This window comes from Dorea sp. OM07-5, assembly GCF_003481355.1.
Taxonomy (GTDB): Bacteria; Bacillota; Clostridia; order Lachnospirales; family Lachnospiraceae; genus Dorea_D; species Dorea_D hominis.
The window spans coordinates 1-22748 of the sequence record NZ_QUKZ01000011.1 but is presented as its reverse complement, the minus strand read 5'-3'; the positions used below and the strand labels follow the sequence as shown (position 1 = coordinate 22748).

Genomic DNA, 22748 nt, shown 5'->3' with positions numbered 1-22748 from the left:
TCTTACCCTTATACTAAACCGCTTATATCACCATCGCCCATTAAAGCGGCGATAAGCGCTTCTCGTTTCTTCTCTTCTTCTGCCGCTCTTTCGTTTGGTAGAGCGTATACTTTTTGCATCTCTCGGATGCGTTTCTTTTGTTCTTTATCCTTGTAATCTTTCGGCTCTGCCGCTCGCCATCCGATGATCTCACATATTTTACAATCATCGTGGAGCGCAGAAAAAAGGGACATAAATTTCCACCAATGCAGTTGATCAACCTCGAACAAATCTATCTTGTAATCTTGTAAGAATCCTGCGTTGATGTAATCAAAGTCATACTTAAATGATAATACGGGCTTTTTTGGAGCTTTGCCTTTTTCTTCTTTCCCACAGGAATAGAACCAAAGCATCTGTTCCATTGCCTCCGTCAGATCTTCCGGTATGTTGCCTTTGTAGAACATTTCCATAGCATCGTAATACCTTGCGTTCTGGCAGGCATCCTCATGGCTGACATCACTATATTGTTCCATCTCTTCTGCGAAAGCCCGTTGCTTTTCTGTCAGATCAGGAGAAAAAAGAACCTCTTCAATGTCCATGATCGTTCGAAAGTCCGTATTTATCATGTAGGTTTCACCGCCGATATCGACCGACACCGGCAGCTGCCTCCTACTCATTCAGTTCGCCGACTCCCATCACAAGAGCGTTCAGTTCGCCGACTCTTCTCTCGTGTGCCTCAAACTGGCCACGCTGTACTGTATAAAGCTTTTTCAATGCCTTCGTTCTTTCAGCAAGATCATACTTTGATTCGAACATCTTGTTCGGTGCTTCTTTCCCAAACAATGCAGCAAAAAAGCTGTCTATGATGCCGCACTCTGCTTTGATTCCATCAGCGTCAAGCTTGCCCTCTGCATTGCCTGCCTTTTCCTCGAAGTCTGAAATATCATTCCACAGCTTTTTTTCTTCTTTCAATACCTTCTCGTTCATCTCTGCATCTAATACATTAAATGCGAATTTTTCCTTATTCCACTCAAACATCTGCTTCTACTCCTTCTCGCTCTTTATCAGCGTATTTAATACGGTTTACGCTGATACTGTTTTTTCCGTGAATTTCTTTGTAGCCGTGTCGAAGGTTCCGATCACTGGGTCGCCCTTATCGTGGAAGGATCCCTCAACCTGCCATTCTCCATCGTTGTCAGAGAATGAAGAAACTTCAACAGCAACTCTGAATTTACGTGCTACGAATGATGTGCCAGTATCTCCGACTTTCTCATCAAGGTCAACACGTACAAGGTTACGCTCTGCATCCACACCGGTTTTTCTCTCTTTTCCAATGCTGATGATGTCCTTGATCGCTACCTCGGAAGCAATCTGGTCAGCTGTAAAGCCGTGCTCGCCCTCGTAGCTTGTGATAGACGAAGTGCTTGACTTGTCATTAATATACTTCTTGCTTTTGGTCTGTGCTCCCGGGTCCTCATTCAGTTCCGTAAAGCCTGCTCCCATTAATTCGTACGCATCTCCAACCTCAAGATAAGAAGCCTCCTGGTATCTCTGCTTAACTGCATTTGTTTCTGCCATTAGTTACTACCTCCTGCTTTTTGATAATAAGTTAACCGGCACTGTATCTGGTACTGTGCCTTTGTTTCTGTCTGATCAAACACATAGCCATTTGTTAGTGCTTCTATGTGTCTTGCTTCCTTTCCTTCCAGAAGATCCGGTAAAAGTCCTTTTCTGTCACATTCTTCCAGCCATTCCGAAAAATGTTCGTAGAACTCTGCGACATCCATATTTTCTACATTGTCTGCTCCAAAATACTCTCTGGAAACAAATGTAAAATTGAACCGCTTCACCGCACTTCCGTCCAGATATCTCTTAACTACCGGTTTATCTGTGATCGATGCCTCGACTGCATAAGTCTTGGTGTCTTCCGGCAGATACGTTACTCCTACGAGCGCATCCCACTCGTCCAGATACGGACAGGTGTTGATAAACGCTCTTACACTTTCTATCACACTGCTCATTACTTCACTTCTCCTCCTGCGAACTTCGCTACAGATTCCACGATCTGATCTCCATTCTCAGCCCAGCACCGTTTATCCCACTGTTTGCCACGCATGCCTGTGCCCTTATTCTCGTAATACTGGCGTCTGGCATATGGCGTGACATATTCCACACTGCTATCATGCACTACTGCTGTATTCTTCAATACACCACTTCGCATCGGCACATACGGGTCCATCTTTCTCCGCAGCTCATTCGAGAAGAATCTCTGCGCTGCTCCGTTCTTATTCAGTCCTCTTTTCAGAAGAATCTTCTGTGTCGGATCTAATTTCAGTCTGACTTTATTTCCCATCTATCTATGCGCCTCCGATTCTCCAATGTGGCGTGCAGCCTCTCCGATTATCAGAAAAAGACATCACCTTGCCGGTGTACTGCTGTTTCAAAAAGCTCGCTTCCTTGTCAAATTCTTCCATAATTCCACGCCCGAACAGATCTCCGTTATCGACAGTCCAGTAATTCTTAGCTTCTTCATCAGATAGCTTCTTATACGTGACTGCATCGATATACTGCTTTCCTTCCGTGTCTGCATCTTCCGGGATCCGGACTTTATACATATCAGCACTTACCAGACCTCCAGAGTCCGTTACTCTGGTCTTCTGGTCGGTATAAAAATTAACGCCGCGGATTACCGTCCGGAAATAAGTCGGGCGTGCTGTAGCCTTGCTCACACCGCGGAAGTTAAAGATGGTCAGATTGGCATTTACATTCATGTGCACACCTCACTCCCCTGGACAGCCATCCAGTCGGAAGTAAATAATTGTACACTGCGCGATAAACTTTCTTCCGCAGCAACTCCTCATCGGTCTGGCCGTCTGTCTGCTCAACCACATAAGATACAATGTAACCATCGTTGTTCTCTGATCGTATCTTTCCGGAGCCGTTTTCCTGTGATTTATGAAATGCTGCATATACGTCCACTGCCGCACATACAGCATCTTTAACCATATTATTCTCCACAGAAAAGATATCTCCGCGCACATAAGTAAGAGAGCGGATGCAGGCTTCTGACCACCTCTCCGCTCTTGGGAATTTCTTTGCTTCCAGACTGCCTCCATACTCTTCCGAGTAATAAGAATAGTCCACATACATCTGCTGTCCCTCCTCTTACTGCTGTGGCACCTGCGTATCTTCTGGCCACTTATCAGCAATTGCCTGGATCAGCTCCGCAATCTGATCTGTGTCTGGTGCACTGTCTTCCTTCGTGATCTTCTTATACAGATTTTTTAACGCTTCTGCTGTCTGCATAATAACACCTCCTACTCGCCAGCTTTAAGTACTGCGAATGGGCATCTCTTTGCTTTGTCAGATTTAAGAGCGTTGATCGGGTTCGGGATCTCCCAGCCAAGTCTCATCACTGCACGAAGAGCCACCATATCGTTCTGCATCAGGTTATATGCAATTGTTCCGTCCGTATTCTGTACCACGCCCTCTGTAAAGAGCTTAAATGTAATGTCCTGACGGATTGCATAAGCTAACTGGCTGAAATCTCCGGAAATCATCAATGCTTTTGACTTATCGAATGCTCCATTGTTTGGGAAGGTCATTGGCGATCCATCTAATGCATACTGCGTTGTTCCCTGCAGATCACTTTTGAAGATCGGATTGCCATTAGAGTCTTTTAAACCTCTAAGCTTTGCACGCATGGAGATATCTGCCATATGTCCATTCACAAAATATCCACAATCCTCAACTTTGGCAATCACACCATCCTCTGTCATAATCTTGTCATACAGATTATCATTTGCCCCGAGTGTTACTACAGATCCTGCTGTTGTTGCAGTTTTTACAATTCCTTCTCTCCAGCTCGATGGCTTCTGCTCTCCAAACAGAATCGCTGCATCGATAACTTTGCCAAATGCTTCTACAATTCTCGGTTTTACCTCTGCCCAGATGTCATATTCAGAATCATCCAGTACCGCTTCTGGGATCGGAACGATAACCGCAATTTCTTCTGCTGTAATAAATTTCTTATCCCATGCCTGCTTTGTTGTCTTTTTCTGGCCGGCATCACCATTGACAAAATAAGCAAGTGGCAACATATCTAGAACTGGCATCTTATACTGTCTGCTTGTCATGTTTGCAAGCCTGCGTCCTCTGGAGAGAACCGCAGACTGCGTTACTGTTCCCTGAATAATCTCATTTGCTTCCTGTGTCGGAATTAAAGACTCTGCACCGGTACGATCGATGATGTTCGCATCCGTATCGAAAAGCCTTAAATTCATTTTCTTTCTTTTCATGTTATACCTCCGTTATCTTCTCATAGCAGCACGAATTGCATCGTTAATGGAAGCATTGGCGCTTCCACCAGAGCCTTCGTTTTTATTTCCGGCCGATGTCGAAATCCGATAATTTGATCCGTTCACAAATCTCGGATTTTCTTTCAAATACTTCTCTGCTGCTTTTTCGAATGTTGTTTTATCGTCTACCATTTTGGAAATCTTAAAGGACACATAATCGAGATCCTCTGCTTTTACACCTTTGCCAGATAAAAATTTCTCATTTTTCATCTGTCGTACTTCATTCTGTGCATTGGTAAGATCCTGCTGCAACTGTGTGACATTTGGCTGATTCTTTTTCTGCTGTTCTTTGTAAGCAGCGATTGCCTGTGTCACCTGCTCTTCTGACATGCCCTGCTGCTGAAAATACGATTTCAGTGGCGCACGCTCTGCACGTTCTACCCTTGCATTCGCAATCTCTTCTGCCTGCGCATAGCTGAATGTTCCCTGACTTCCTGTTCCACCGGCATTATTCTGGCCGCCGTTACTATCTCCGGCATTTCCACCCTGTCCACCAGAGCCAGCTCCGCCGCCGTCCTCAAAGAGCTGTAAATACATTCTTTTTTTCATGTTCTACCTCCATATATGAGTGTTTTTCCAGAGCTTTTCCTGTCTTCATGTTTTGGACACAATAAAAACACCTTTGCAGGTGTCTGTTTACTGAAACTGTATGCAATTGTATTCCCGGTTAATTTCTGTCATTCCAAGATACCAGGAATCCACCAGAAGTTTTCCTTTGCATGAAAGTTCCTCCCATTCGATCACTGCCATTCCGCACTCCAGATCGGCACTTATCTTCTCTCCGGCAAGATCTTCGAGAGAATTCGCCAAATTACAGGTCAGCGCTGATACTGCAGCGCAGGCTCTGTCGATACCATCCGGACCTTTTCTTCCGGCATGACCGTTCATGTGTATGCTTTGGTCAGTTATTTTGATTTCTATCATGTTATCACTTCCATTTTTTGTACAAAAATACCACCGGCCTCTCGGCTGGTGGCAACTTTATTTCGTAAGCACTTTTTCAATGTCTTCAATTGTCACGCTGATTGTTTCCCAATCTTCTGGAGAACTTCCAACATCCACAATAAAGGCTTTGTTTTCAAAAGCTTCCATAACATCTGCTTCTCTTCCATCTTTCAGTAATACCCTGTCAAATTCTTTTATTTTTCTCACTTTTTGATCTCCTTTATGTATGTACTGCTCATGGATGTTGTATTATCCTGCCGAACCATCCAGCCAACAATAACGTTTGCAGGTGTCCCTTTCTTTCCGTATATGATAATTTTCTGTTCATAACGATTGCCGTATCCATTGTTGTCCCGATAATATGCCGGATATTTTCCCGCCCGTTCAGATATCTCTTTCTGCAATTCTTTCCAGTTGCCAAGATCATATCCCAGTCTATCCGAAAAGGCTTTCCCCTTGGCAAGTCCTTTCTCGTTTTCGCCACCAAAAAGATATTTTGTAAACTTCGCGTCTGAAATAACGATATTTTCGATATTTGGCAGTTTTAGTTCTGGATGATCCTTTAAATCTTTCTGGCGCTCATAGTCCAGTTGAAAGAATTTCCACTTCTCATTATCATTGTATTTCATCCGCCCAAATTTTGCAAGCGAACCAATGGAATCCCCTAAAACTTCTTTATACTGTTTATACTGCGCGATATCTTTCGAAACGTTCTGAATCATCTGTGGCGGAAACATGGAATTCTGACGCTTGTTATTTGTTGCAATCCAACCACGCCCGTCGATATAAATTCTTTCTCTTTCTTCATTTAGTCCCATTTTTCGGCTGAATCTTGCATACTCGTTGAGCTGTCCCTGATATTTAGCTTTCATCAGCATAACTTCGTCTGGATCAGCGCCACCTTTTTCTAATAACTGCACTTTCTCGCGCTGTGCCCTCATAGCGACTTCCATCTGACGCTGTCTCTGCTTTGCTTCGTACAGCGTGTACTCTTTTCCGTCAAACTCTTTCGGGATGCTCTCCTTCCGGTTCTGCTCATCCAACCACTCATCTGTATGATTTCTGGTTGAAATTCCCGGAAAGTACGGGAAATACATATGATAGCAATTCACACCAAGAAGTCCAGTCACTGTGCCGAGTCCACAAACGCTATATAACTGTTCCCTGCTGTAAACTCTTCCCTGCCACACTGCATGTGTTGGTCTTGCTCCGGAATGCCAGTCTACCTCGAAGAACTCTGCACCAAGCTTTTCGGCATTGTAGTTGCTCATCTTTCCGCAAATCTGTGCAACACCTGTTAGAACTGCTCTTCTTGCTGCAACATCTACCCGGTCAGCTCTTCCGGAAGCATAATCGATCTTCCGAAGTCCACTGTTTGTAAGCTGTGTTACAGTCCGGCGTAATACACTTCCGTAGTCGAAAGCTCCGGATACGATTTCATAACAGGCCGTATCCAGATATCTTGTATAAACTTCCGCTAAAGGTGTCAGCACTTTCCTACCATTGTAGTCTAGGTAAAAACCAAGCGAGCCAGTTATATTTTCCAGCTCGCCTTTACTCTGTCTTATAATCGCTTCTACATTTTGCTGCATCTGCTCATTTTCTTCGTATGGTATGTACTGTGCGTTTACCTGCTCATACACATCCTTATCTCGGACGTATTCCAGCTCGACGATCTTATCATACAGCTCAAACATTTCCGGATAGGATGCATTCAGCGTGTCCTTGATTGCATTTTCGATATCTTCGGAAGAATAGCCAAGGATCTTAAGGCGGTTGATCTGCCAGTCTGCTGTACTGGTGATTTCACCTGTTTTCTTGATTCTCCGAACAATATCTTCCATAATGCGAAGTTCCAGATTTCTGTATCTGGCTGCTATCTTATCTGCTATCTTCTTCTGGTAATCGTCCCGCATATTATTCCATCACCTGATTCTGCTCAGGAAGGTTCTCTCTCGCCTGCTCCACGGTCTCACCGTACCATTTCGCACGGTATTCTTCCAGTGACATTACTCCGATTGATACATCCTGCAGATCCTGTTTGCGCTCAGTCTCCTTGTCTTCGATGATAGAATCATCAAAATCAATCGTGATATCCGCATCTGGATTGAGCGCCTGTCCAAGAACAATTCCCATACGGATAATAATCCGGATCAAACGATTCAGCACATCTTCCAGGATAATCTCATGCTTCTTAATCATCCGGTACATATCCGAGTTTTCGGAAATAATCTCTGTGGCAGTCTTTACTCCTGCCGCTTCAAACTGATATCTTCTGGTTCCGAATCCGCATTTCAACGACAGATAGTTCAGATCATCGTTAATCGCCTTGCTATGCGCTTCTGCTCGCAGTTGCATGTCAACTTCCTTGATCAAACCTTCTTTACTCTTGTCGTAATCTTCCGGAAGACTGTAGAATATAGCTTCTTCCGGATCAAAGACCATGTGCCCCTCATCATCTGTCAACATTTCCGGCGCAACAAAAATACGCTTCCTGCCAAGAAGGAACTCATTGCAGTAGGAATCAAACTCAATGTCCAGTTTTTTAAGAACATCCAGTGCATTCGCAAAAATCGCAACGCCCATCGGATTATCTGCATCCGCATTGTTCGTGATGTTCAGCCTGTCAATAACAAACTGCGGTTCCAGGCTGTCTGTATGGATTTCCTTTGCCATATTCTGAAAAGGTTTCAATACCCGCCACTCTTCCTCTCGCAGCTCTTTCCCTTCCTGGCTTCCACTCATGCTCTCCAGCACTGTGTTCTCAATCACATACTCACCATTGCCGATCAGGTGTGACTGCACCTGCACATATTTCTTTCGGTTTACCGTATGCGGAAATAAGAAAATGCACTCTCGCACATCTCCATTATTCCAACTGACTGGATAGATGTTAGGAGCATCCACATAGTTAATCCCAATCTTTCCGGATACTACCTCGCCCTCTTCATTTACTACGGTATCGTACATATATGGCACATAAGCTACGGTCCCAGTATAGGCTTTTCGTTCCTGATAATCATTTCCGAGCACCAGAAAATGATTGTGTTTCAGAACATCCTGCACATACTCATTGGTTGCTTCGTCATCCAGAGTGATTTGCACACGCTCGTTCAGGAGAAGGTCTGCGATGTCCTCCGAAAGCTTCTTTGCCATTCCCATGCTTTTGCGTTCGCATTTCTGGGATGTTCCGCGTCCCGTATATACTTTGTATGTTGAAAAATTGCGGACATTTGCATTGTACCAACTGATCCATTTGCGAATCTGTGTATAAAAAGATGCGTCTACCGTATCAATCCCTTTTCGTTTGAAATAGCTAAATATATTCAACTTTTCGTCACCTCCTGTTCTTCTATCGGGAGCCAGTGCTTGATCCTGTCCCATGCCCCCATTACTGCGTAGCGGATGGCGTCACAGCAGTGATCGTCTATCTTCACTGGCACTTCCTTGCCTCTTTCTATTGATTTCTTGTCGTATTCATATGTTCCAAATTCTCCGTCTGCATTCTCCTGTTTGGGAGAAATGCTCAGGATATCAAATGTCATTGTTTTCTGTACACGGCTGATTCCAAGCGCTACATCATTTTCCGCATCTCGCATAAAGACTGAATACTCCAGCGACCGGGTAGCTCTCTTAATCTCTTCGGCAAGTCCTTTTGCTGATGGATCCAGAAAAATATAAAAGGCTCTGTTATCGTACTGCTCATGCAAATTCTCCAGAAATTCTACCAGATCGTTGGCATATTCTGACGGACTTTTCTGATATCCTGATTCTCTTCCGGAATGATAATACTCATCCAATCCCGGAAATTTCTTTCTGTACATATCCAGTCCAAATGCCTGAAACGTTGTCGCATTCTGCTGCCCATAGTCACCACCGATATAGATCCTGTCATACCGTCTGTCTGGATCTGGTTTCTGTCTGTGCCGGTTCCCATACATGTAATAGATAAGTTCATCCACTCCAACAGCTTCGCCGAGCCACACCCAACGGTACATCTTCGGATCTGCTTCTTTCATCGCTTCCGCCGATGCGATCAGATCTCTTCCGAGCCACTCCACAGGCACATCCCTGTAATCGGTGTGAATATGAATACAATCAGGTCGCTGCTCCATCTTCTTGCACCACTGGTTAATGGCTGCGTTCGGATTCTTCGGAGGATTGTACAGGTAAATCATCTGGAATCCGCTGCTGTTGCCTCGGACGAATGTGGCTTCAATATTGCTCAGCTCATCTTCTCCTTCTCCATCATCAAAGAACTCTGTCAGTTCATCCAGTACAACCAATTTAATCGGCTTATCCTCATCGATAATACCTTTTGTATCATCAATGCCATCTGATCCGGAAAAGTAAATTGTCGTTCCGTATTTCCTGTATGTAATCTCCATCGGTGATTTTGTGATCAGAAACCGATTCTTATGGATTTGCAAGCGGTTAATCCCGCGGAGCATTTCCTTGTACACGGTCTTCCGCAATTTATTGTGATGCTTCCGGAGAACTACCGCAGATCCATGTGCATCTGATACGATCTGGTAATCAGTTCGGATAGCTGCATAACTGGATTTCGTTCCGGCACGTCCAGATGTCAGAATGATATGTTTTATTTTCTTGTCGTTAAACACCGGAAGATACTTCGGTATCACGATATCCGATATCTTCACCTGCTGGCGCATCGTTGACAATTGTCACACCATCCTCTCCGTCATCGATATTATTTGTCTTCATGCGTTCCGTATTAGCTCTGATCTGCTCAATCCTTGCTCTCTGTTCTTCCTCATCCAGCTCTGTGATCTGCTTTTCATTCCATCCACGGAAATTATTCCGCAAACTAAATTGAGCGCCGTTCGAACCATCCCGGTCAAACAAACGCTCTTCTGCATATGCTTCTACTCTCGCTTTCGCGCGCGTAATCGTGTCCATAAATTCTTTCTTGCCCTGATAATTCAACAGCGACATCCTCGATGAAAACCCCAGCGCCAAAGCAAGTCCTGTCACTGTCGGAGGATGTTGATTGATAATTACCGGATTTCCATACTTGTTGAAAAAAGGCTCTCCGTTATCATATTTCAGCACTTCCCCTTCGCATTTCTTGAAATATGCTTCAATTTTCTCTTCGATTTCTTCTTTACTTTCATACTTTGGCGGTCTTCCGACTGCCTTTCTTGTAGCCATCTGACCACCTCCTAATTTACAAGTTTAGATACTTATATTTTTCATTTTTTGCGTATTTAATCGCTTCTTCCAATGTATTAAAACGCTGTCTGACATTCTCTTTTATTTTCCTTGGCTTTTCATGATAATTACCATTGTCATCCCAATTGCTCAATATGTTCCTCGTGCCTGTCATATAATACGAATATCCTTATTTATTCGGTTCCGGCTGTTTGCGTATTACAACTTCTCCTGCTGAACCGCCTCCACCGCTTCTGGCTCCACGTCCGCCCATTATTTTCCCCCTCCGTAATACCATGCATCAAAATTACTCATTCGGCGTTTTCTTGCTCTATCGTAAGTCGTTGTCGTGCGGCTTGTATCGTGAATATTTGTACTTCCCGATTCTGGCTTCTTTGAAAATTCATGCATTTTATTTCTCATTGCATCATTCATAGAATTTAGCCTTCGTCTTTCTTGTGCTACCTTCTGATTTTTATACACAGCTTCTTTGCTTCCGAGTTTTTTAATCTTATAATTGTTTTCGCTACTTCGCGCCGTTAAATATTCCGATACCCTTCGTGCATCTTTTTCTGTTTTAATCGAATTAATATAATCTGTATTTCCTGTGCTTATAGCTTTTTCTATGCTCGAATCTCTCGCACCTTCCCATGCATAGGCTGAACGATTTCCTTTAGTTGCAGCATTATAGTACACTTTTGACATAAGCGGGGAAACTGGAGATTCACTTTCTCGGGTTTCAACGCCTCCACTCCCTTTTCTACTGCTTCCGCCTCTTCCGCCCATTCTACCTTCCTTTCTGCATACAAAAAGAGACCCATTGCTGAGTCTCTTTTGAAAGCGGTCGGATTTGAACCGACACCCATGCTACCCCACAGAACTTTTATACAGTGGCATACAAGCACTTAAGCTAAAATATACATGTATATCCATCTTCAGCTCCTGGCTGATACTATAGGACATGTGTCCTCCCTCTTAGACGATTCACTTTCTCTTTCTATTATGCCATTCACTTAATACTTTTGCAATTATTTTATTTTCGCCGGTGTTAGGAGTTCTGGTTCCTAATTCATCATGAATATATCCTTGATGCGTATGTGGCTTTTCTTTGACGCCATTCACCTTATGATAATGGTCTAAATCAATCTGCTTATATCGCTTATTGTTTTTATCGTAAAATGATATATGCTTTACATTGCTTTTATAATCAATAGTTGCATATACTCTATTCTTTGTCATTGTTTCCATCGGAGCTGTTGCTGAGCCATCATTATACCTAACAAATTTAATATTTCCGGACTCATACAGTGTTGTATATTCTGTTCCATATGCTTTCCCTTTTACGCTCTTCCCGCTTGCCGATCCTCTACCACCCATCGCACTTCGCCTCACTGAATTTTTCCTGAAATGCTTTGACTCTGATAATGTTTCCTTTGCACTCTTCCGGTACGTTGCCGTAAAAGATAATGCTTTCCGGCTCTAACCGCCTGATCATCTCCTTGTATCCTTTCAGGAATAACTCTTTTGCAATTTTATCTTTCTGTGTTCCAACGCTGGATATCGCAACTGTCCCATGCGTCGGCTCTCCGTCAAAGCACCATTCATACGAATCCGGTGTACTCCATGCGATTGTCGGGATGACATTAATTCCATGCATCTGCATATATGCTCCAATCCAGTGTTTCCGATAATGGTTGTAAATCTGTAATGCCTTTGGAAAATCAGTGTAGACGCTGAAATCTGGCGTCAGTACATACTGATATTCTCTAAGCATAGGCATATACCTGTCTGGATCATTCCGCAATCTGGTAAATTGATAATCATCCACGAAGAAATGAATGCTTTTATCTTCTCTCTTCTTGCAGGAGGCAGCATAGTTAAATGGGATAAACTTTGTATTTCCAGAAAATTCAACCGGCTCGATTGTAGGTATGTCATATTCCCCCACGCCTAAAAAATCTGCTCTTTCAATGTTTTCCCATCGTTTTGCCATAACCTCACCTCCTGTTTTATTGCATTAGAAAAGCACCCCGAAGGGTGCTCTGGTACACTATATCTTCCCAACTATTGCATTTATTTCCTTAAATATTTCACGACTTATATCCATATCTATATCTAAATCTTCGTATTCATATGTAACTACTATTCTGTTTCCCATTCTACAGTAATCAATTTTTGTTCCAACTCGATGTGATATCTTCGAAATTGCTCTTTGTATCTGTTCGTTTGTTACGCCATTTCTGAGTTCTATCATTATCTTTCTGCTATTAGATACACCATTTTTTCTATCTGCATAATCTTTCTCCCATCTACTTTCTCCAAACGTTACATTATTTTTCCTAATCTGCATTTTTAAATCATTCACATCTTCTAACAATCCTGCTAGCATTACCTCAACTTTATCTTCTTTTGACATCGCATCTGAAGAAATTTTGGCACTCTGTGCATTTATGACCTTAATTATTGAATTTTGTTTTCCTTCTTTTGAAGATATTATTGCAGCAGTTATCCTTCTTCTCGCCTCTAAAACTTCTTCAAATAGTCTGCTACTACTATATGATATTGTGTTAATTCCAGACACATCAAATATTCTGTCAGTTTTATCATCTTGAACTAAGACTACTGGTTTATCGTAAGCTTGTCGTATTCCTAGCTCATATAAAACATTAGGATTCCTATTACTCAAATCGCATAATGCCATTGGACATTCTTGAATTGCTGTAAATATTTTTTCAACAATCGGTGTGCACATATTGTCTTCATCAACTCTAAACGCTTCATAACCAGCTTCTTCGATAGCCGGAGCCAAAATTTGTTCATATACTTTCTGAAAATGTCCTTTTGGATAATCGCCTTGATCGCTAATTGGCATAATGACAAAACATTTTTCTTTTTCATTATTTGTATTTTCTTCATTCATATATCTTTCCTCACAATCTAAAACCTACTCCCATAATATCCCATTTCTCGACATTACGCAACGAAAAAGACACCCGCGTTGCCAGGTGTCTTCTCTCGGTTTTATTAGGTTGTGGGAAACTAATCGAATGATTTAATATCTGTTCATCAATTCCAGTTTATACTCTATCACTTTTTAAGCGAACATTGCCGAACATTATTCTAATTTTTCTAAAAATCTATTATGCCGCATCCGGCAATTATCTTCCGTATACTTAACTTTTCTCTTTGGAAAATTCTGATTCATGCGTAATGCAACCTGATACCATGTCAGATCATCGATATAATACAACCGAAAGATAATCCGCAGCTCACTCTTTTCTATCGCCTCTATGTATTCGTCCACCTGTATCGTCAGCTCCAGGAGTTCCTCTTCCAGCTCCTCCAGTCTTCGGATCCGTTTATCCAGCAATGATTCTTTCCGGGAAATAGCCGTGACCGGTCTGCCGGCGATCTTAACCGTTCCCAGTGGTTTCTTTCCCTTCTTCCCGCATGATACCGAATCCATAACGATTTGTCCATTCAATCTGGATAATTCCTTTTTATTCTGCTCAATTCTTCGCCGCAGATCCTTTATCTCTTCTTTCACATCCGCATACTCAATCAGAATGTTCTTGTCCATCGGCATCTACTCCCTTCGTTACGTCTACTCCCATCTTCTTTAGATAATCATCCACCGTATAGTTCCGATAAGCTGGTGGTGTATGGAATCTCTCGCTTGCCTTTTTATCAATATCCGATTCCAGCTCATCATAATGTTGTTGACCTTCTAGTCTTTGTTTCTTTGTACTTCCTCTGTTCAATCATTTCTCAGCTCCTTCGTCGTTTTGTTTGTATGGTTCCGGCAATGGCATCCAGGCTTTCATATCCTTCCAATCATTTCCGCTTTCCAGATAATAGAACTCATCAATGCCATTAATGTCTGTCCATGTCCTTTTTCCATCTGTCACTATGATCTCTTCGCTATCTTCCGGCAATTTGCAATCAAGCATATATTCTACTGCATCTGTGTTGCGATACTGTTTCTTTTCCTCTTCTGTAAGTTCACGCCATTCTACCGGTATCCATTTGTTCCCGACATTTGTGTCGGAAACATCCTCACAGTCCTCATACATCCCTGAGTTATCTACCAGCTCGCCAAGTTCATGCCCTATCGGTTTCCATAAATGCAGACAATTTTTTGATAAATTCACATATTCTGATTTCTTCGGATGAATCTGATATACTTCCTCTTCATCTTCAAAGAAGATCTCTTTCAGTGTGCACATATCTTCCCATGATGGAATTCTGAATTTGTGTTTCGGTGACACACTTACATGCTCATAACCATTTTCATTCTCACACCACACGACAGAACACGTCCCGCAATCCGGAAGTTTGATTAAAGCACCATTTAACGGACCAATACTTTCAAAATCCCATATTCTACCGCTTTCTTTAATATCAAAGTTTGATCTCATTTTACTCATGCCCTTTCTTCATAAAAATGGGTAAAAAAATACCAACCACCAAATACCGATGGTTGGTAGATGAAATTTACTACACATATATTTCTACGTTGTATCTATGTTCGTTTTTTCCTATATATCCAAAACTTGCACATATTTTTTCTTCACAATTCTTTTTCGTCTTATCTTCCTTTACGATTTTTCTTGTATCCACAACATTCTCTCTTAATTCATCATTAATAGGAATATAACGATATAGTGCAATAAAAACTGCTCTATTATCCAATACAATTGTTCGTATATACTTATACTCATCGCTTATAGCAGCAGGATTAAAAGTTGCCCCTTTACAGAAAACAACTTCCACACACCAGTTTTTCTTTGGCGCTGGAATCCATGTTACATCTTGCTTTAATATCTCATCATCAAGACAAATTTCATCAAACAGGTATATATAACTCATAACTATTTCATATCTATCAGATAAAGGTAATAGTTCAAATTCCATTAAATGTCTGTCTCGATTTCTTTCTACAATTCTATTCTTCTTAACATATTCCGATGTAAAAGAGTATTGGCACTTTCCAGATTCATGAATTGATAATTTTGTTTGATTTTCATTTGATTTTGAAACAATATAAACATCATTCTTTTCTGGTATAATTGTCGTTAAACTTGAATGTTTATTCTTGTCTCCAATACAAAATCTGTACTTTTCCTTTTTGCTCATTGGCATTTCCTCCCGTACATTTGATACGGGAATTATACCATTCCAACCATCAATATTCAATTGTCAAGGTTCAACACTATTCTACATTTCTATCTTCTTTTCTTTCTCCTCCCAGTATTCAACTATATATTCTTTCTTGCCTTTTGCATTTCCGGGGATCTCCCGATGTCCAATTCTTACTGCATACCCGGCTTTTATTAATAATCCGGCAAGCGCCAGTCTGTCTTCTTCATTCAGTCCGGCAGTACCACCTCGGACATTACGTATTACTGCCATTTGTTTCCTCTCCCATAAAATCAAATAATGTCGGTGTGTCTACTTCATTCTCCGCCTCTTGCAAATATCCCACTCCATCACGGAAATAATCCGGATTTAATTCACAGCCATAGCCTTTCCGGTGCATCTTGACCGCTGTCATCGGCACCGTCATAAGCCCACCAAACGGATCATAGACTAGGTCACCTTCATTGCTGTAGCGGTTTATGATTCTTTCTACAATGTCTAACTGCAACGGACACACATGCATCTGTGCTCTTCTTCGGCTTTGATTTGTGTTTAATGTCCGCATACGGTTGATATCGTCCCAGACTTCCATCTGGTTCCATGCTCCCGGAGCTACTACCATGAAAATAGCTGGAAGCTTATCATTTTTATCTAGATCTTCTGCAAGTTTTACATGATCCGCATAGCTATATACCGTTTCTCTGCTGTACTGACGGTATACCTGCTGTAAACTTTCTACCGGAAGTTCTTTCAATTCTTCCTTGCTGATCAGCCGGTCCCCGGATGATCTCCAGTAGGCGTGTGCGTCTATCTGCCACTGGGCTCTCGTATATTCTTCTTTGCTTTTCTTTACCGGTTCATCTGCATAAGCATTTGACCGGTCTGTCGGAAGTTTTCGGAAAAGCAATATATATTCCGGGCATCCAACTCCCATCTTGGAGCCGTCTTTGCACTGTTCAGACCATCCCAGGCGATAGGTCTGGTTATTTTCTCTTACCACATCCGTAACGACTGTGATCATTCCAAAATACTGAAAGCCGTGTTTCATGTAGTGTTCGATGCACAGTGCGTGAAATGGCTCTATCGTTGGCATTCCGGTGCCTGTAACATTTCCAAACAGCACACGGTCTTTGACGTGGATCGCTGCCACTCTTCCCGGTCTTAAGACTCTCAAAAGCTCCGGTGTTAAGAAATCCATCTGTTCGAAAAAGCGTTCGGTATTCTGGTTATGTCCAAAATCGTTATAATTTGCGGAATATTCATAATGATTCCCGAACGGAATTGATGTATGAATCAAATCCACGCTATTTGATTCCATTCTTCTTGTCTCTTCTACACAATCATCATGTACCGCTATAAAGTTCTTACCTTCTACTCTTACTGTCTTTACTCCCATCTTTCGCTCTAATCTCTTCTCCATAGTTGCAGAAGATAGCCCGTATTTTTTTACAATCTCTATCATCTTTTCTACCATGTGGTTGTGGTTTTTCCACTTCTCTATCAGCACATCCTTGATCTCTCGCTCATTTTCCATGTAAATGATGTCGATTACTACCGGTTCTGTCTGTAAAAATCTATAGCACCTGTGAATTGCCTGGATAAAATCGTTAAATTCATAATCGATACCCAGAAAAATCTCTCTGTGGCAATATCTCTGAAAGTTACAGCCGGATCCAGATAGTGATTTCTTCGTAGCAAATAGTTTTGTTCGCCCTTGTGAGAAATCAATCACCCTCTGTTCTCTGGTGTCGTAATCCATAGAACCATAGATGTCTACTGTTTCCGGAAGTGCTTTCTTGATCGCATGGCGCTCGGATTCTAAATCGTGCCATAATACAAAATGATCTTCCGGTGATGCATCTACGATTTCTTTCATCGCCTTTACTCTCTGGTCAATCGATTCTCGCTTGACCTGCGCCGCCTCTTTAAGTCCTGCTGCCGCCTCGTTAAACAATGACATCTGTCCGTTCTTGTCAACGGCATCTCCGTATTTGATCGGAATCTCGTGCCAGTTTACCTTTAGCGGTGGCAGTTCGTAGCCTTCATCTGAGTATGTCAGATTTATATCCGATGGTTTTGTGACAAATAACGCCCAGGAACTCACCCACAACCAGAACTCATCTTCCATGTTTGGATAAAGTGTCAGGTTATTTGCTTTCGTGGAGTCTCTCTGGAAGAATCTGGTTAATGCCTGTCCCGTATCCATCACTTCCAGATATCCGGCATAGTGAATCAATTCTTTGTACCGGTTCGGACTTGGTGTGGCTGTCGCCACCAACTTGTACTTCACGTTCTTAAACTTATCCAAGAACGTCTGATATGTTTTTGATCCGAATGACCTTAATACACTCGCCTCATCCAGTGAAGTTGCTGCGAAATATGACGGCTCTATATCTCCGTCCCTGACTCTTTCATAATTGGTCAATAAGATCTGCTCTTTTGATTCTTTCACTTCTGCCATTGTCCGGACGTATCGCGGTCTTCCATACCCTAATACGTTGGCCGCATCCTGCGTAAACTCCTGCTTTACCCCTAATGGCAATACAATTAATGCTTTACCATTCTCGTGCTCTGCTGCCAGATGGCAAAATTCTAACTCCTGGACCGTCTTTCCCAGTCCGAAGGACTCGAATAGTGCTCGCCTGCCACCTTTTAACGCCCACGCAACAGAATCCGCCTGATGCGGTTTTAATGCTTTGTTGATTTTTGACTTATCGACCTCGAACCCGCTATCTACTGCCAGTTCGATTTTTGTTTTTAAAAACTCTATATAATTCATTTACTTGCCTCTTTTGATCACTCTATGTCTTTTCTTACTCCCACCAAGCGTAAATGCATACATGTTGCCTGGTTTCTTCTGTTGAATCCGGACTCTCTGATTTCCGGATGTGTTGGAATATTTGCTTTGTTCGAACACCTTATCATCCTCCTAAACTCCCAGTAAATCCTTTTCCAGCTGATCCATGTCATAACTACGTTCATGTGCATTGCTGAATCTGGTACTCTTCTTTCCTGTTTTCTTGTTACCCTTGTCCTGATTTAGCGGAAACAGACCACTCCAGCCATTCATAATCGACTGGTTGATAATCGCTATCTGTTCCTCCACATCATCGGACATTTTCTGTAATTTCCCTACTGCAAGCTGTATTGCACGGTCAGTCATCGGCTTCTTGATCTGCTTCCGAAAACGGATATACTCCTCGAAAGCCACATCAAGGCGCGAGTCGCCCGTATATGATTCGGATTCTGTATTCGGATTCGTATTCGGATTGGATTGGATTACGGGAACATTTGCTTGCATTTGATTACTTGTGTTTACATCTGCATACATATGTTTGCAACTGTTGTCAGATGTAATATCGTTCCCTTCTTCCGGACTTGGATATCTACTCTTCTTTGCACGAATGTTCTGATGCGACTGCCAAGCTGGTAACTGAAGGTACGGTTTTTCTTCTACCTCGTAGTGTCGCGCCAAGCCAACCGACACCAACTTATTGAGAGCATCTTCTATATTCTTATTCGTTACATTCTTGAGCGGAAAACAGGTCCCTTTTATAATCGCTACCCTTCCATCAAATCTTCCATAATCATCACAGCTTACTATTAACCGGTAAAACAGAACTTCTTCGAACCAACTGAGCTCATTAATGCTGTCGCTCGTCCTGATCGACTCTTTTAATATTCTGTTTGGCACGTTTACACCTCTTCTATTTCTACTTCTATACGCGGGCGCTCTTTGTCCACAAAGAACGCATCCTGAAACCCTGTGATATAGCTCCATCCATCGTCCCGAAGTACTTTTGTCTGCACAAGTGCATCCTGAATCACCTTTCTGCCAAAAGAACTGATATTGTCCAAATCTCTTCTCTTATTTGGCTCATACCATCGATATCTGATTACGACTGGTTTTGTAATCCGCAATCTTCCTAACTGTTCTAAAATAGCCCGGATCACAACCGCCTCGTTCTTTTGTTTCATCTTGGCACCTTTATACTGATTCGTCCGGCACGCCCTTGTATAATCATTCATGTTGTCTAATCTTCCATTAATGGTCAACAGATGCTGCACACTTTCTCCACCCTTCAAACGTCTGTATCATACAGAGTCTTTTTAATTGTATTTCTCTGGCTCTATGTAAATCCTGAGCTGTATATTTATGAAATGCAGCTTCATCCACCGGATCACCGGGAATCGGTCTGAAAATCCCTTCACCTACATTAATAATACAATCTCCATTGTTGTTTGCTTTGTTGATCATGGATCTTAAAGACCTATCAACATTTCTATCATAAGGTCTGGCAATTGCATGCTTATGACCATCCGCAATTCTATTAAAATAGCTTTCTGCTTTTTCTCGAGTCGTCATACTTCTCCTTTCTGCCAGAGCCTGGCTCTCTGGCTGTGATACAACATATTGCGCAAGAACTTCATGTCTTATACGTTACATTTCTTAGTTACAATGCCAGGTGAATCTATAGTTAACTTGTTACATCCAACTTCTTCCAAAAATCTTTATGAAGTCTTCTCTTGTCCCATGATGGCTTTCAAAATGTTCTTGTGCCATCTGTTTTAATTGCAAATCCATTCCGCGATTCGGATTATCATGAACGGAGTTAATTCCAAATTCATGTAAATAACTTGCTATCGGAATGACGTACCCATATTTCTCCGATAATTCTCTTCTGGAGCCATAAAAAATATGATGTCTGTGCACGTACGGTGTACCAGTAAAATAGCAGTGATCCATATCGTCCGTGAACACGCTCCAAAGTTTTTTAGACATCCACACCATACCTTTCTTTCAGAAGTCTCTTTTCTTCCGGTGTTGCAATTTCGCTATCCGGAATCTGTGCATCCTTACACATAATGATCAGACCTGATATCAGTCGCGCCATTTCTTCTGAATTATATGTGTGACTACCTCGAAGCAGTCGATAAGTCCGATACAGAAGCCCATCTACTCCTTGCCGTACCTGCGATGTTGACTGCAGGTGATAATCCAGAGCATTCCGCACTTTATTTTCTGCCTCTTCTGTATCTGGAATTGTAACGAATACAGCTTTATTCTCCATTATTTCCAACTGTCCATATCTTTCCAGACACATATTGTGCATTTCCGGATTGCTCAATTCCAATCTTCTGGCAAGTTTTGTAATCAGCACCCAATAATATGCATTCGCATCCAGGCTTCTTTTTTTACGATATTTCTTGATTTGAATAACAAGTTTCTCACAATCTTTCAGCTCTTGGAATGCATCTCTTGCATCCTCATTTACTTCCAATGAAAGACTCTGTTTTCTTGTAACATAGTCCATCTTTAAACCTTCGAGCTTTCCTGTAAAGTTCATTAATCATCACCATACTTTTTCTTAATCGCATTCAGCATCTTTGCACACTCTGTCTCCGTAAGCGTGTCCATTGTCTTTTCGTTTCTACACACCCAGGCTGCCAGATCAATACCGTGTGCCGTGCACTGTGTTTTCAGTGTTTTCTTTTTAGCTTCTGATGCAAGATTTTCCCCCGTTCCCGGAATTTTTGCTTCCAGTTTGTTGTATTCTTCTTTCAGCCACAAATTAAATCCAAGGCCGGTATGAATAGCCACACACTTCACAAATGCTCTGCACATGCTATTCCATACTCTCTGCTGACTCATCGAATTATCTTTTACTGGATTCGCACCATTCATTACCGGTGTCTGCATCTCGTATTCTTTATCATCGATTACAACTTTGATTCTGGTTTCATAACAACGGTTTGTATTTCCATTTTTATCTTTAAACTCAATATCGGTCTTTCTTAAGCTACTCCCAGTCTGTGGATCAGGAATAGGTTCCCAGTACACTTCAGTTGCACCATTCTTCCTCAATAACTCAATGCATTTTGCCCAGTTTAGATATGTAAATCCATCTCTATCTTCGCAGTATTGGCTTACATCAATCTTTATCAGCTCTTCATAGCTTTTAAGTGCCATCTATTCTTCCTCACTTTCTTTTTTCCGATTAATCGAATATCTGTATTCTCCAATACTATATTTATCAAACATAGAAACAATCTCACTTGCTTCATCTAAACTGTTCACTTCGAAGATCACTTTATCTTCACACTCATACACACCAACAGTCTTATACGTCCTTACAACTTCTATATTCCACATTACAATATCCTCCTGTACATATCATTCATACACACTTCACACAGATTTTCTTCATTGATATGCATATAAATTGAATCTCCTTTATACAAAGGCGCGTCACAATTATCGCAAAATGCAACCGGATCAGGATCATCTGGCGGTGTTGTCTTCCACGAATCATATCCTGGAATATTCTCCATTTGACTAATTTCCTTTCTTCGTTTAAAATACAATTGACTAATTTCTTTTGTGCCGGATTCGGGTTCTTCCCTTTCTGGCACTCTTTTTATATGCTTTTAAAATACTGTGCCTGTCCGGCTTCGACTCTTAATCCGGAAGTTCCGATCTCCAGATTGTACGGACCGGCTGCTGCATCATTGGTATATCCATACACATCACCGTCCAGAATCTGCACCGACACATGCCGGATGCCATGCTTTGCAGCCACTCTCCGGATATCTTTCAGCGCCCGGACTACATTTTCATCTGTAGCAAATCCAAGCCATTTTTCTTTCATGTTCTGCACTTTTTCACCCCTTTCTAGCAAAATGTCATAAAAATCGCCACCCAGAATCCAACTACTGACACGCCGATCAGCGCCACCAGGATTCCGAGAATCCAGCAGAATACTTTGTACGCCATCTGCTTTCTTCTTTTGTATCTTTTAATTCCCTGCTCTCTCATTGTTTTCATCAGTACCCAATAAAGAGCCAGTGGAGAAACATCAAAACTGCCGCCGCGTAACAGGACAGACAGATCAGCAGTGCGCTCTGTGTTGCTTCGCTCATTTTTCTCTTCTTCCTCATGCTCTATCCCCTTTCCGATCTTGTGTAGATCTTGTTTAAAAGCTTGTTTTACCTTGTATCACCTTGTTTAAGGCTTGTCCTGCCTTGTAACCGCCTAAGCGGTTTTCTCTTTTAAGTCTTTTAATTTTCCAACGATGAAATCCGAAAAGCTCCGGACAATCCGGTTCACCTCTTCCGGTGTCTTATCCCGGTATGCATCATCGGAGATATGGCAGG

Annotated in this window: 38 protein-coding genes; all 38 read right to left on the bottom strand. The window is 42.0% G+C overall.

Features of this window, described 5'->3' with window-relative positions; genetic code table 11:
* Positions 1 to 8: 8 nt before the first annotated feature.
* Positions 9 to 635, bottom strand: coding sequence for a bacteriophage Gp15 family protein (locus DXC04_RS10940; RefSeq protein ID WP_158580481.1), 627 nt, complete (start codon positions 633 to 635; stop codon positions 9 to 11).
* Positions 636 to 648: 13 nt separating this feature from the next.
* Positions 649 to 1017 (bottom strand): DUF6673 family protein, encoded by a 369-nt coding sequence (locus DXC04_RS10935; RefSeq protein ID WP_118661017.1) that lies wholly within the window; start codon positions 1015 to 1017, stop codon positions 649 to 651.
* A gap of 45 nt (positions 1018 to 1062) precedes the next feature.
* Entirely contained in the window at positions 1063 to 1557 is a 495-nt protein-coding gene (locus DXC04_RS10930; RefSeq protein ID WP_118661016.1) for a hypothetical protein, read from the bottom strand.
* Positions 1557 to 2000, bottom strand: a complete 444-nt coding sequence (locus tag DXC04_RS10925) for a chloramphenicol resistance protein (protein WP_118661015.1) — start codon at positions 1998 to 2000, stop codon at positions 1557 to 1559. Before DXC04_RS10925 ends, DXC04_RS10930 begins: the two co-directional genes overlap by 1 nt.
* Positions 2000 to 2332: a minor capsid protein gene (locus DXC04_RS10920; protein ID WP_118661014.1), complete on the bottom strand. Its 333-nt coding sequence runs from the start codon at positions 2330 to 2332 to the stop codon at positions 2000 to 2002. Before DXC04_RS10920 ends, DXC04_RS10925 begins: the two co-directional genes overlap by 1 nt.
* Positions 2333 to 2336: 4 nt before the next feature.
* Positions 2337 to 2750, bottom strand: a complete 414-nt coding sequence (locus DXC04_RS10915) for a DUF6751 family protein (protein ID WP_118661013.1) — start codon at positions 2748 to 2750, stop codon at positions 2337 to 2339.
* Entirely contained in the window at positions 2719 to 3129 is a 411-nt protein-coding gene (locus DXC04_RS10910) for a hypothetical protein (protein ID WP_118661012.1), read from the bottom strand. Before DXC04_RS10910 ends, DXC04_RS10915 begins: the two co-directional genes overlap by 32 nt.
* A gap of 15 nt (positions 3130 to 3144) precedes the next feature.
* On the bottom strand, positions 3145 to 3285 hold the full coding sequence (locus DXC04_RS15560; RefSeq protein ID WP_158580477.1) for a hypothetical protein: 141 nt from the start codon (positions 3283 to 3285) through the stop codon (positions 3145 to 3147).
* 11 nt (positions 3286 to 3296) lie between these two features.
* Entirely contained in the window at positions 3297 to 4277 is a 981-nt protein-coding gene (locus tag DXC04_RS10905) for a phage major capsid protein (RefSeq protein ID WP_118661011.1), read from the bottom strand.
* A gap of 12 nt (positions 4278 to 4289) precedes the next feature.
* Positions 4290 to 4886, bottom strand: coding sequence for a hypothetical protein (locus tag DXC04_RS10900; RefSeq protein WP_118661010.1), 597 nt, complete (start codon positions 4884 to 4886; stop codon positions 4290 to 4292).
* A gap of 87 nt (positions 4887 to 4973) precedes the next feature.
* A complete protein-coding gene (locus tag DXC04_RS10895; RefSeq protein ID WP_118661009.1) occupies positions 4974 to 5261 on the bottom strand; it encodes a ribosomal-processing cysteine protease Prp in 288 nt (95 codons plus the stop codon).
* A 57-nt stretch (positions 5262 to 5318) separates the two neighbouring features.
* On the bottom strand, positions 5319 to 5489 hold the full coding sequence (locus tag DXC04_RS15725; RefSeq protein ID WP_199692545.1) for a hypothetical protein: 171 nt from the start codon (positions 5487 to 5489) through the stop codon (positions 5319 to 5321).
* Positions 5486 to 7198 (bottom strand): phage minor capsid protein, encoded by a 1713-nt coding sequence (locus DXC04_RS10890; protein WP_118661008.1) that lies wholly within the window; start codon positions 7196 to 7198, stop codon positions 5486 to 5488. Before DXC04_RS10890 ends, DXC04_RS15725 begins: the two co-directional genes overlap by 4 nt.
* 1 nt (position 7199) lies before the next feature.
* Positions 7200 to 8612 (bottom strand): phage portal protein, encoded by a 1413-nt coding sequence (locus tag DXC04_RS10885; protein ID WP_118661007.1) that lies wholly within the window; start codon positions 8610 to 8612, stop codon positions 7200 to 7202.
* Positions 8609 to 9955, bottom strand: a complete 1347-nt coding sequence (locus DXC04_RS10880; protein ID WP_243112146.1) for a PBSX family phage terminase large subunit — start codon at positions 9953 to 9955, stop codon at positions 8609 to 8611. Before DXC04_RS10880 ends, DXC04_RS10885 begins: the two co-directional genes overlap by 4 nt.
* A complete protein-coding gene (locus tag DXC04_RS10875; RefSeq protein WP_118661005.1) occupies positions 9897 to 10454 on the bottom strand; it encodes a terminase small subunit in 558 nt (185 codons plus the stop codon). Before DXC04_RS10875 ends, DXC04_RS10880 begins: the two co-directional genes overlap by 59 nt.
* Before the next feature lie 16 nt (positions 10455 to 10470).
* Complete coding sequence (locus tag DXC04_RS15915) at positions 10471 to 10608, bottom strand: hypothetical protein (protein ID WP_243112143.1); 138 nt, start codon at positions 10606 to 10608, stop codon at positions 10471 to 10473.
* 119 nt (positions 10609 to 10727) lie between these two features.
* Positions 10728 to 11240: a hypothetical protein gene (locus tag DXC04_RS10865; RefSeq protein WP_118661004.1), complete on the bottom strand. Its 513-nt coding sequence runs from the start codon at positions 11238 to 11240 to the stop codon at positions 10728 to 10730.
* Positions 11241 to 11438: 198 nt separating this feature from the next.
* A complete protein-coding gene (locus DXC04_RS10860; protein ID WP_118661003.1) occupies positions 11439 to 11831 on the bottom strand; it encodes a hypothetical protein in 393 nt (130 codons plus the stop codon).
* The gene (locus DXC04_RS10855) at positions 11821 to 12447 is read right to left on the bottom strand and encodes a DUF4417 domain-containing protein (RefSeq protein WP_118661002.1); all 627 of its coding nucleotides are present in this window, start codon (positions 12445 to 12447) and stop codon (positions 11821 to 11823) included. The genes DXC04_RS10860 and DXC04_RS10855 overlap by 11 nt, the downstream gene beginning before the upstream one ends.
* Positions 12448 to 12504: 57 nt before the next feature.
* The gene (locus DXC04_RS10850; protein WP_118661001.1) at positions 12505 to 13374 is read right to left on the bottom strand and encodes a hypothetical protein; all 870 of its coding nucleotides are present in this window, start codon (positions 13372 to 13374) and stop codon (positions 12505 to 12507) included.
* 195 nt (positions 13375 to 13569) lie between these two features.
* Entirely contained in the window at positions 13570 to 14034 is a 465-nt protein-coding gene (locus DXC04_RS10845) for a hypothetical protein (RefSeq protein ID WP_330426458.1), read from the bottom strand.
* Complete coding sequence (locus DXC04_RS10840) at positions 14012 to 14215, bottom strand: hypothetical protein (RefSeq protein ID WP_118661000.1); 204 nt, start codon at positions 14213 to 14215, stop codon at positions 14012 to 14014. Before DXC04_RS10840 ends, DXC04_RS10845 begins: the two co-directional genes overlap by 23 nt.
* Positions 14216 to 14881 carry a DUF7694 domain-containing protein gene (locus tag DXC04_RS10835; protein ID WP_118660999.1) on the bottom strand — a complete coding sequence of 222 codons (666 nt, stop codon included), beginning with the start codon at positions 14879 to 14881 and terminating at the stop codon, positions 14216 to 14218. It lies immediately after the preceding gene.
* A gap of 70 nt (positions 14882 to 14951) precedes the next feature.
* Positions 14952 to 15590, bottom strand: coding sequence for a hypothetical protein (locus tag DXC04_RS10830; protein ID WP_118660998.1), 639 nt, complete (start codon positions 15588 to 15590; stop codon positions 14952 to 14954).
* An 81-nt stretch (positions 15591 to 15671) separates the two neighbouring features.
* Positions 15672 to 15866, bottom strand: a complete 195-nt coding sequence (locus DXC04_RS10825; RefSeq protein ID WP_118660997.1) for a hypothetical protein — start codon at positions 15864 to 15866, stop codon at positions 15672 to 15674.
* Complete coding sequence (locus tag DXC04_RS10820) at positions 15850 to 18372, bottom strand: DNA methyltransferase (protein ID WP_118660996.1); 2523 nt, start codon at positions 18370 to 18372, stop codon at positions 15850 to 15852. The genes DXC04_RS10825 and DXC04_RS10820 overlap by 17 nt, the downstream gene beginning before the upstream one ends.
* On the bottom strand, positions 18373 to 18510 hold the full coding sequence (locus DXC04_RS15555; protein WP_158580475.1) for a hypothetical protein: 138 nt from the start codon (positions 18508 to 18510) through the stop codon (positions 18373 to 18375).
* Positions 18511 to 18522: 12 nt separating this feature from the next.
* Positions 18523 to 19287: a transcriptional regulator gene (locus DXC04_RS10815; protein ID WP_118660995.1), complete on the bottom strand. Its 765-nt coding sequence runs from the start codon at positions 19285 to 19287 to the stop codon at positions 18523 to 18525.
* Positions 19288 to 19289: 2 nt separating this feature from the next.
* The gene (locus DXC04_RS10810) at positions 19290 to 19622 is read right to left on the bottom strand and encodes a RusA family crossover junction endodeoxyribonuclease (protein ID WP_118660994.1); all 333 of its coding nucleotides are present in this window, start codon (positions 19620 to 19622) and stop codon (positions 19290 to 19292) included.
* A gap of 16 nt (positions 19623 to 19638) precedes the next feature.
* Positions 19639 to 19959, bottom strand: coding sequence for a hypothetical protein (locus tag DXC04_RS10805; protein WP_117538171.1), 321 nt, complete (start codon positions 19957 to 19959; stop codon positions 19639 to 19641).
* 120 nt (positions 19960 to 20079) lie between these two features.
* Positions 20080 to 20376, bottom strand: a complete 297-nt coding sequence (locus DXC04_RS10800) for a phosphoenolpyruvate carboxykinase (RefSeq protein ID WP_118660993.1) — start codon at positions 20374 to 20376, stop codon at positions 20080 to 20082.
* Positions 20369 to 20941 (bottom strand): hypothetical protein, encoded by a 573-nt coding sequence (locus DXC04_RS10795; RefSeq protein WP_118660992.1) that lies wholly within the window; start codon positions 20939 to 20941, stop codon positions 20369 to 20371. The genes DXC04_RS10800 and DXC04_RS10795 overlap by 8 nt, the downstream gene beginning before the upstream one ends.
* Positions 20941 to 21564: a Sak single strand annealing protein gene (locus DXC04_RS10790; protein ID WP_118660991.1), complete on the bottom strand. Its 624-nt coding sequence runs from the start codon at positions 21562 to 21564 to the stop codon at positions 20941 to 20943. The genes DXC04_RS10795 and DXC04_RS10790 overlap by 1 nt, the downstream gene beginning before the upstream one ends.
* Complete coding sequence (locus DXC04_RS10785; protein WP_118287789.1) at positions 21565 to 21747, bottom strand: hypothetical protein; 183 nt, start codon at positions 21745 to 21747, stop codon at positions 21565 to 21567.
* Positions 21747 to 21926, bottom strand: coding sequence for a hypothetical protein (locus DXC04_RS10780; protein ID WP_117538166.1), 180 nt, complete (start codon positions 21924 to 21926; stop codon positions 21747 to 21749). Before DXC04_RS10780 ends, DXC04_RS10785 begins: the two co-directional genes overlap by 1 nt.
* 86 nt (positions 21927 to 22012) lie before the next feature.
* Entirely contained in the window at positions 22013 to 22252 is a 240-nt protein-coding gene (locus tag DXC04_RS10775; protein WP_117538165.1) for a hypothetical protein, read from the bottom strand.
* Positions 22253 to 22266: 14 nt separating this feature from the next.
* Positions 22267 to 22419 carry a hypothetical protein gene (locus tag DXC04_RS15720; RefSeq protein WP_199692543.1) on the bottom strand — a complete coding sequence of 51 codons (153 nt, stop codon included), beginning with the start codon at positions 22417 to 22419 and terminating at the stop codon, positions 22267 to 22269.
* Positions 22420 to 22748: the final 329 nt, after the last annotated feature.

Coding starts and splice junctions, on each gene's coding strand:
- DXC04_RS10935 (WP_118661017.1), bottom strand. CDS start 1,017: ATGTTTGAGTGGAATAAGGAAAAATTCGCATTTAATGTATTAGATGCA.
- DXC04_RS10930 (WP_118661016.1), bottom strand. CDS start 1,557: ATGGCAGAAACAAATGCAGTTAAGCAGAGATACCAGGAGGCTTCTTAT.
- DXC04_RS10925 (WP_118661015.1), bottom strand. CDS start 2,000: ATGAGCAGTGTGATAGAAAGTGTAAGAGCGTTTATCAACACCTGTCCG.
- DXC04_RS10920 (WP_118661014.1), bottom strand. CDS start 2,332: ATGGGAAATAAAGTCAGACTGAAATTAGATCCGACACAGAAGATTCTT.
- DXC04_RS10915 (WP_118661013.1), bottom strand. CDS start 2,750: ATGAATGTAAATGCCAATCTGACCATCTTTAACTTCCGCGGTGTGAGC.
- DXC04_RS10910 (WP_118661012.1), bottom strand. CDS start 3,129: ATGTATGTGGACTATTCTTATTACTCGGAAGAGTATGGAGGCAGTCTG.
- DXC04_RS15560 (WP_158580477.1), bottom strand. CDS start 3,285: ATGCAGACAGCAGAAGCGTTAAAAAATCTGTATAAGAAGATCACGAAG.
- DXC04_RS10905 (WP_118661011.1), bottom strand. CDS start 4,277: ATGAAAAGAAAGAAAATGAATTTAAGGCTTTTCGATACGGATGCGAAC.
- DXC04_RS10900 (WP_118661010.1), bottom strand. CDS start 4,886: ATGAAAAAAAGAATGTATTTACAGCTCTTTGAGGACGGCGGCGGAGCT.
- DXC04_RS10895 (WP_118661009.1), bottom strand. CDS start 5,261: ATGATAGAAATCAAAATAACTGACCAAAGCATACACATGAACGGTCAT.
- DXC04_RS10890 (WP_118661008.1), bottom strand. CDS start 7,198: ATGCGGGACGATTACCAGAAGAAGATAGCAGATAAGATAGCAGCCAGA.
- DXC04_RS10880 (WP_243112146.1), bottom strand. CDS start 9,955: ATGCGCCAGCAGGTGAAGATATCGGATATCGTGATACCGAAGTATCTT.
- DXC04_RS10875 (WP_118661005.1), bottom strand. CDS start 10,454: ATGGCTACAAGAAAGGCAGTCGGAAGACCGCCAAAGTATGAAAGTAAA.
- DXC04_RS10865 (WP_118661004.1), bottom strand. CDS start 11,240: ATGGGCGGAAGAGGCGGAAGCAGTAGAAAAGGGAGTGGAGGCGTTGAA.
- DXC04_RS10860 (WP_118661003.1), bottom strand. CDS start 11,831: ATGGGTGGTAGAGGATCGGCAAGCGGGAAGAGCGTAAAAGGGAAAGCA.
- DXC04_RS10855 (WP_118661002.1), bottom strand. CDS start 12,447: ATGGCAAAACGATGGGAAAACATTGAAAGAGCAGATTTTTTAGGCGTG.
- DXC04_RS10850 (WP_118661001.1), bottom strand. CDS start 13,374: ATGAATGAAGAAAATACAAATAATGAAAAAGAAAAATGTTTTGTCATT.
- DXC04_RS10845 (WP_330426458.1), bottom strand. CDS start 14,034: ATGGACAAGAACATTCTGATTGAGTATGCGGATGTGAAAGAAGAGATA.
- DXC04_RS10835 (WP_118660999.1), bottom strand. CDS start 14,881: ATGAGTAAAATGAGATCAAACTTTGATATTAAAGAAAGCGGTAGAATA.
- DXC04_RS10830 (WP_118660998.1), bottom strand. CDS start 15,590: ATGAGCAAAAAGGAAAAGTACAGATTTTGTATTGGAGACAAGAATAAA.
- DXC04_RS10825 (WP_118660997.1), bottom strand. CDS start 15,866: ATGGCAGTAATACGTAATGTCCGAGGTGGTACTGCCGGACTGAATGAA.
- DXC04_RS10820 (WP_118660996.1), bottom strand. CDS start 18,372: ATGAATTATATAGAGTTTTTAAAAACAAAAATCGAACTGGCAGTAGAT.
- DXC04_RS10810 (WP_118660994.1), bottom strand. CDS start 19,622: ATGAATGATTATACAAGGGCGTGCCGGACGAATCAGTATAAAGGTGCC.
- DXC04_RS10805 (WP_117538171.1), bottom strand. CDS start 19,959: ATGACGACTCGAGAAAAAGCAGAAAGCTATTTTAATAGAATTGCGGAT.
- DXC04_RS10800 (WP_118660993.1), bottom strand. CDS start 20,376: ATGTCTAAAAAACTTTGGAGCGTGTTCACGGACGATATGGATCACTGC.
- DXC04_RS10795 (WP_118660992.1), bottom strand. CDS start 20,941: ATGAACTTTACAGGAAAGCTCGAAGGTTTAAAGATGGACTATGTTACA.
- DXC04_RS10790 (WP_118660991.1), bottom strand. CDS start 21,564: ATGGCACTTAAAAGCTATGAAGAGCTGATAAAGATTGATGTAAGCCAA.
- DXC04_RS10785 (WP_118287789.1), bottom strand. CDS start 21,747: ATGTGGAATATAGAAGTTGTAAGGACGTATAAGACTGTTGGTGTGTAT.
- DXC04_RS10780 (WP_117538166.1), bottom strand. CDS start 21,926: ATGGAGAATATTCCAGGATATGATTCGTGGAAGACAACACCGCCAGAT.
- DXC04_RS15720 (WP_199692543.1), bottom strand. CDS start 22,419: ATGAAAACAATGAGAGAGCAGGGAATTAAAAGATACAAAAGAAGAAAG.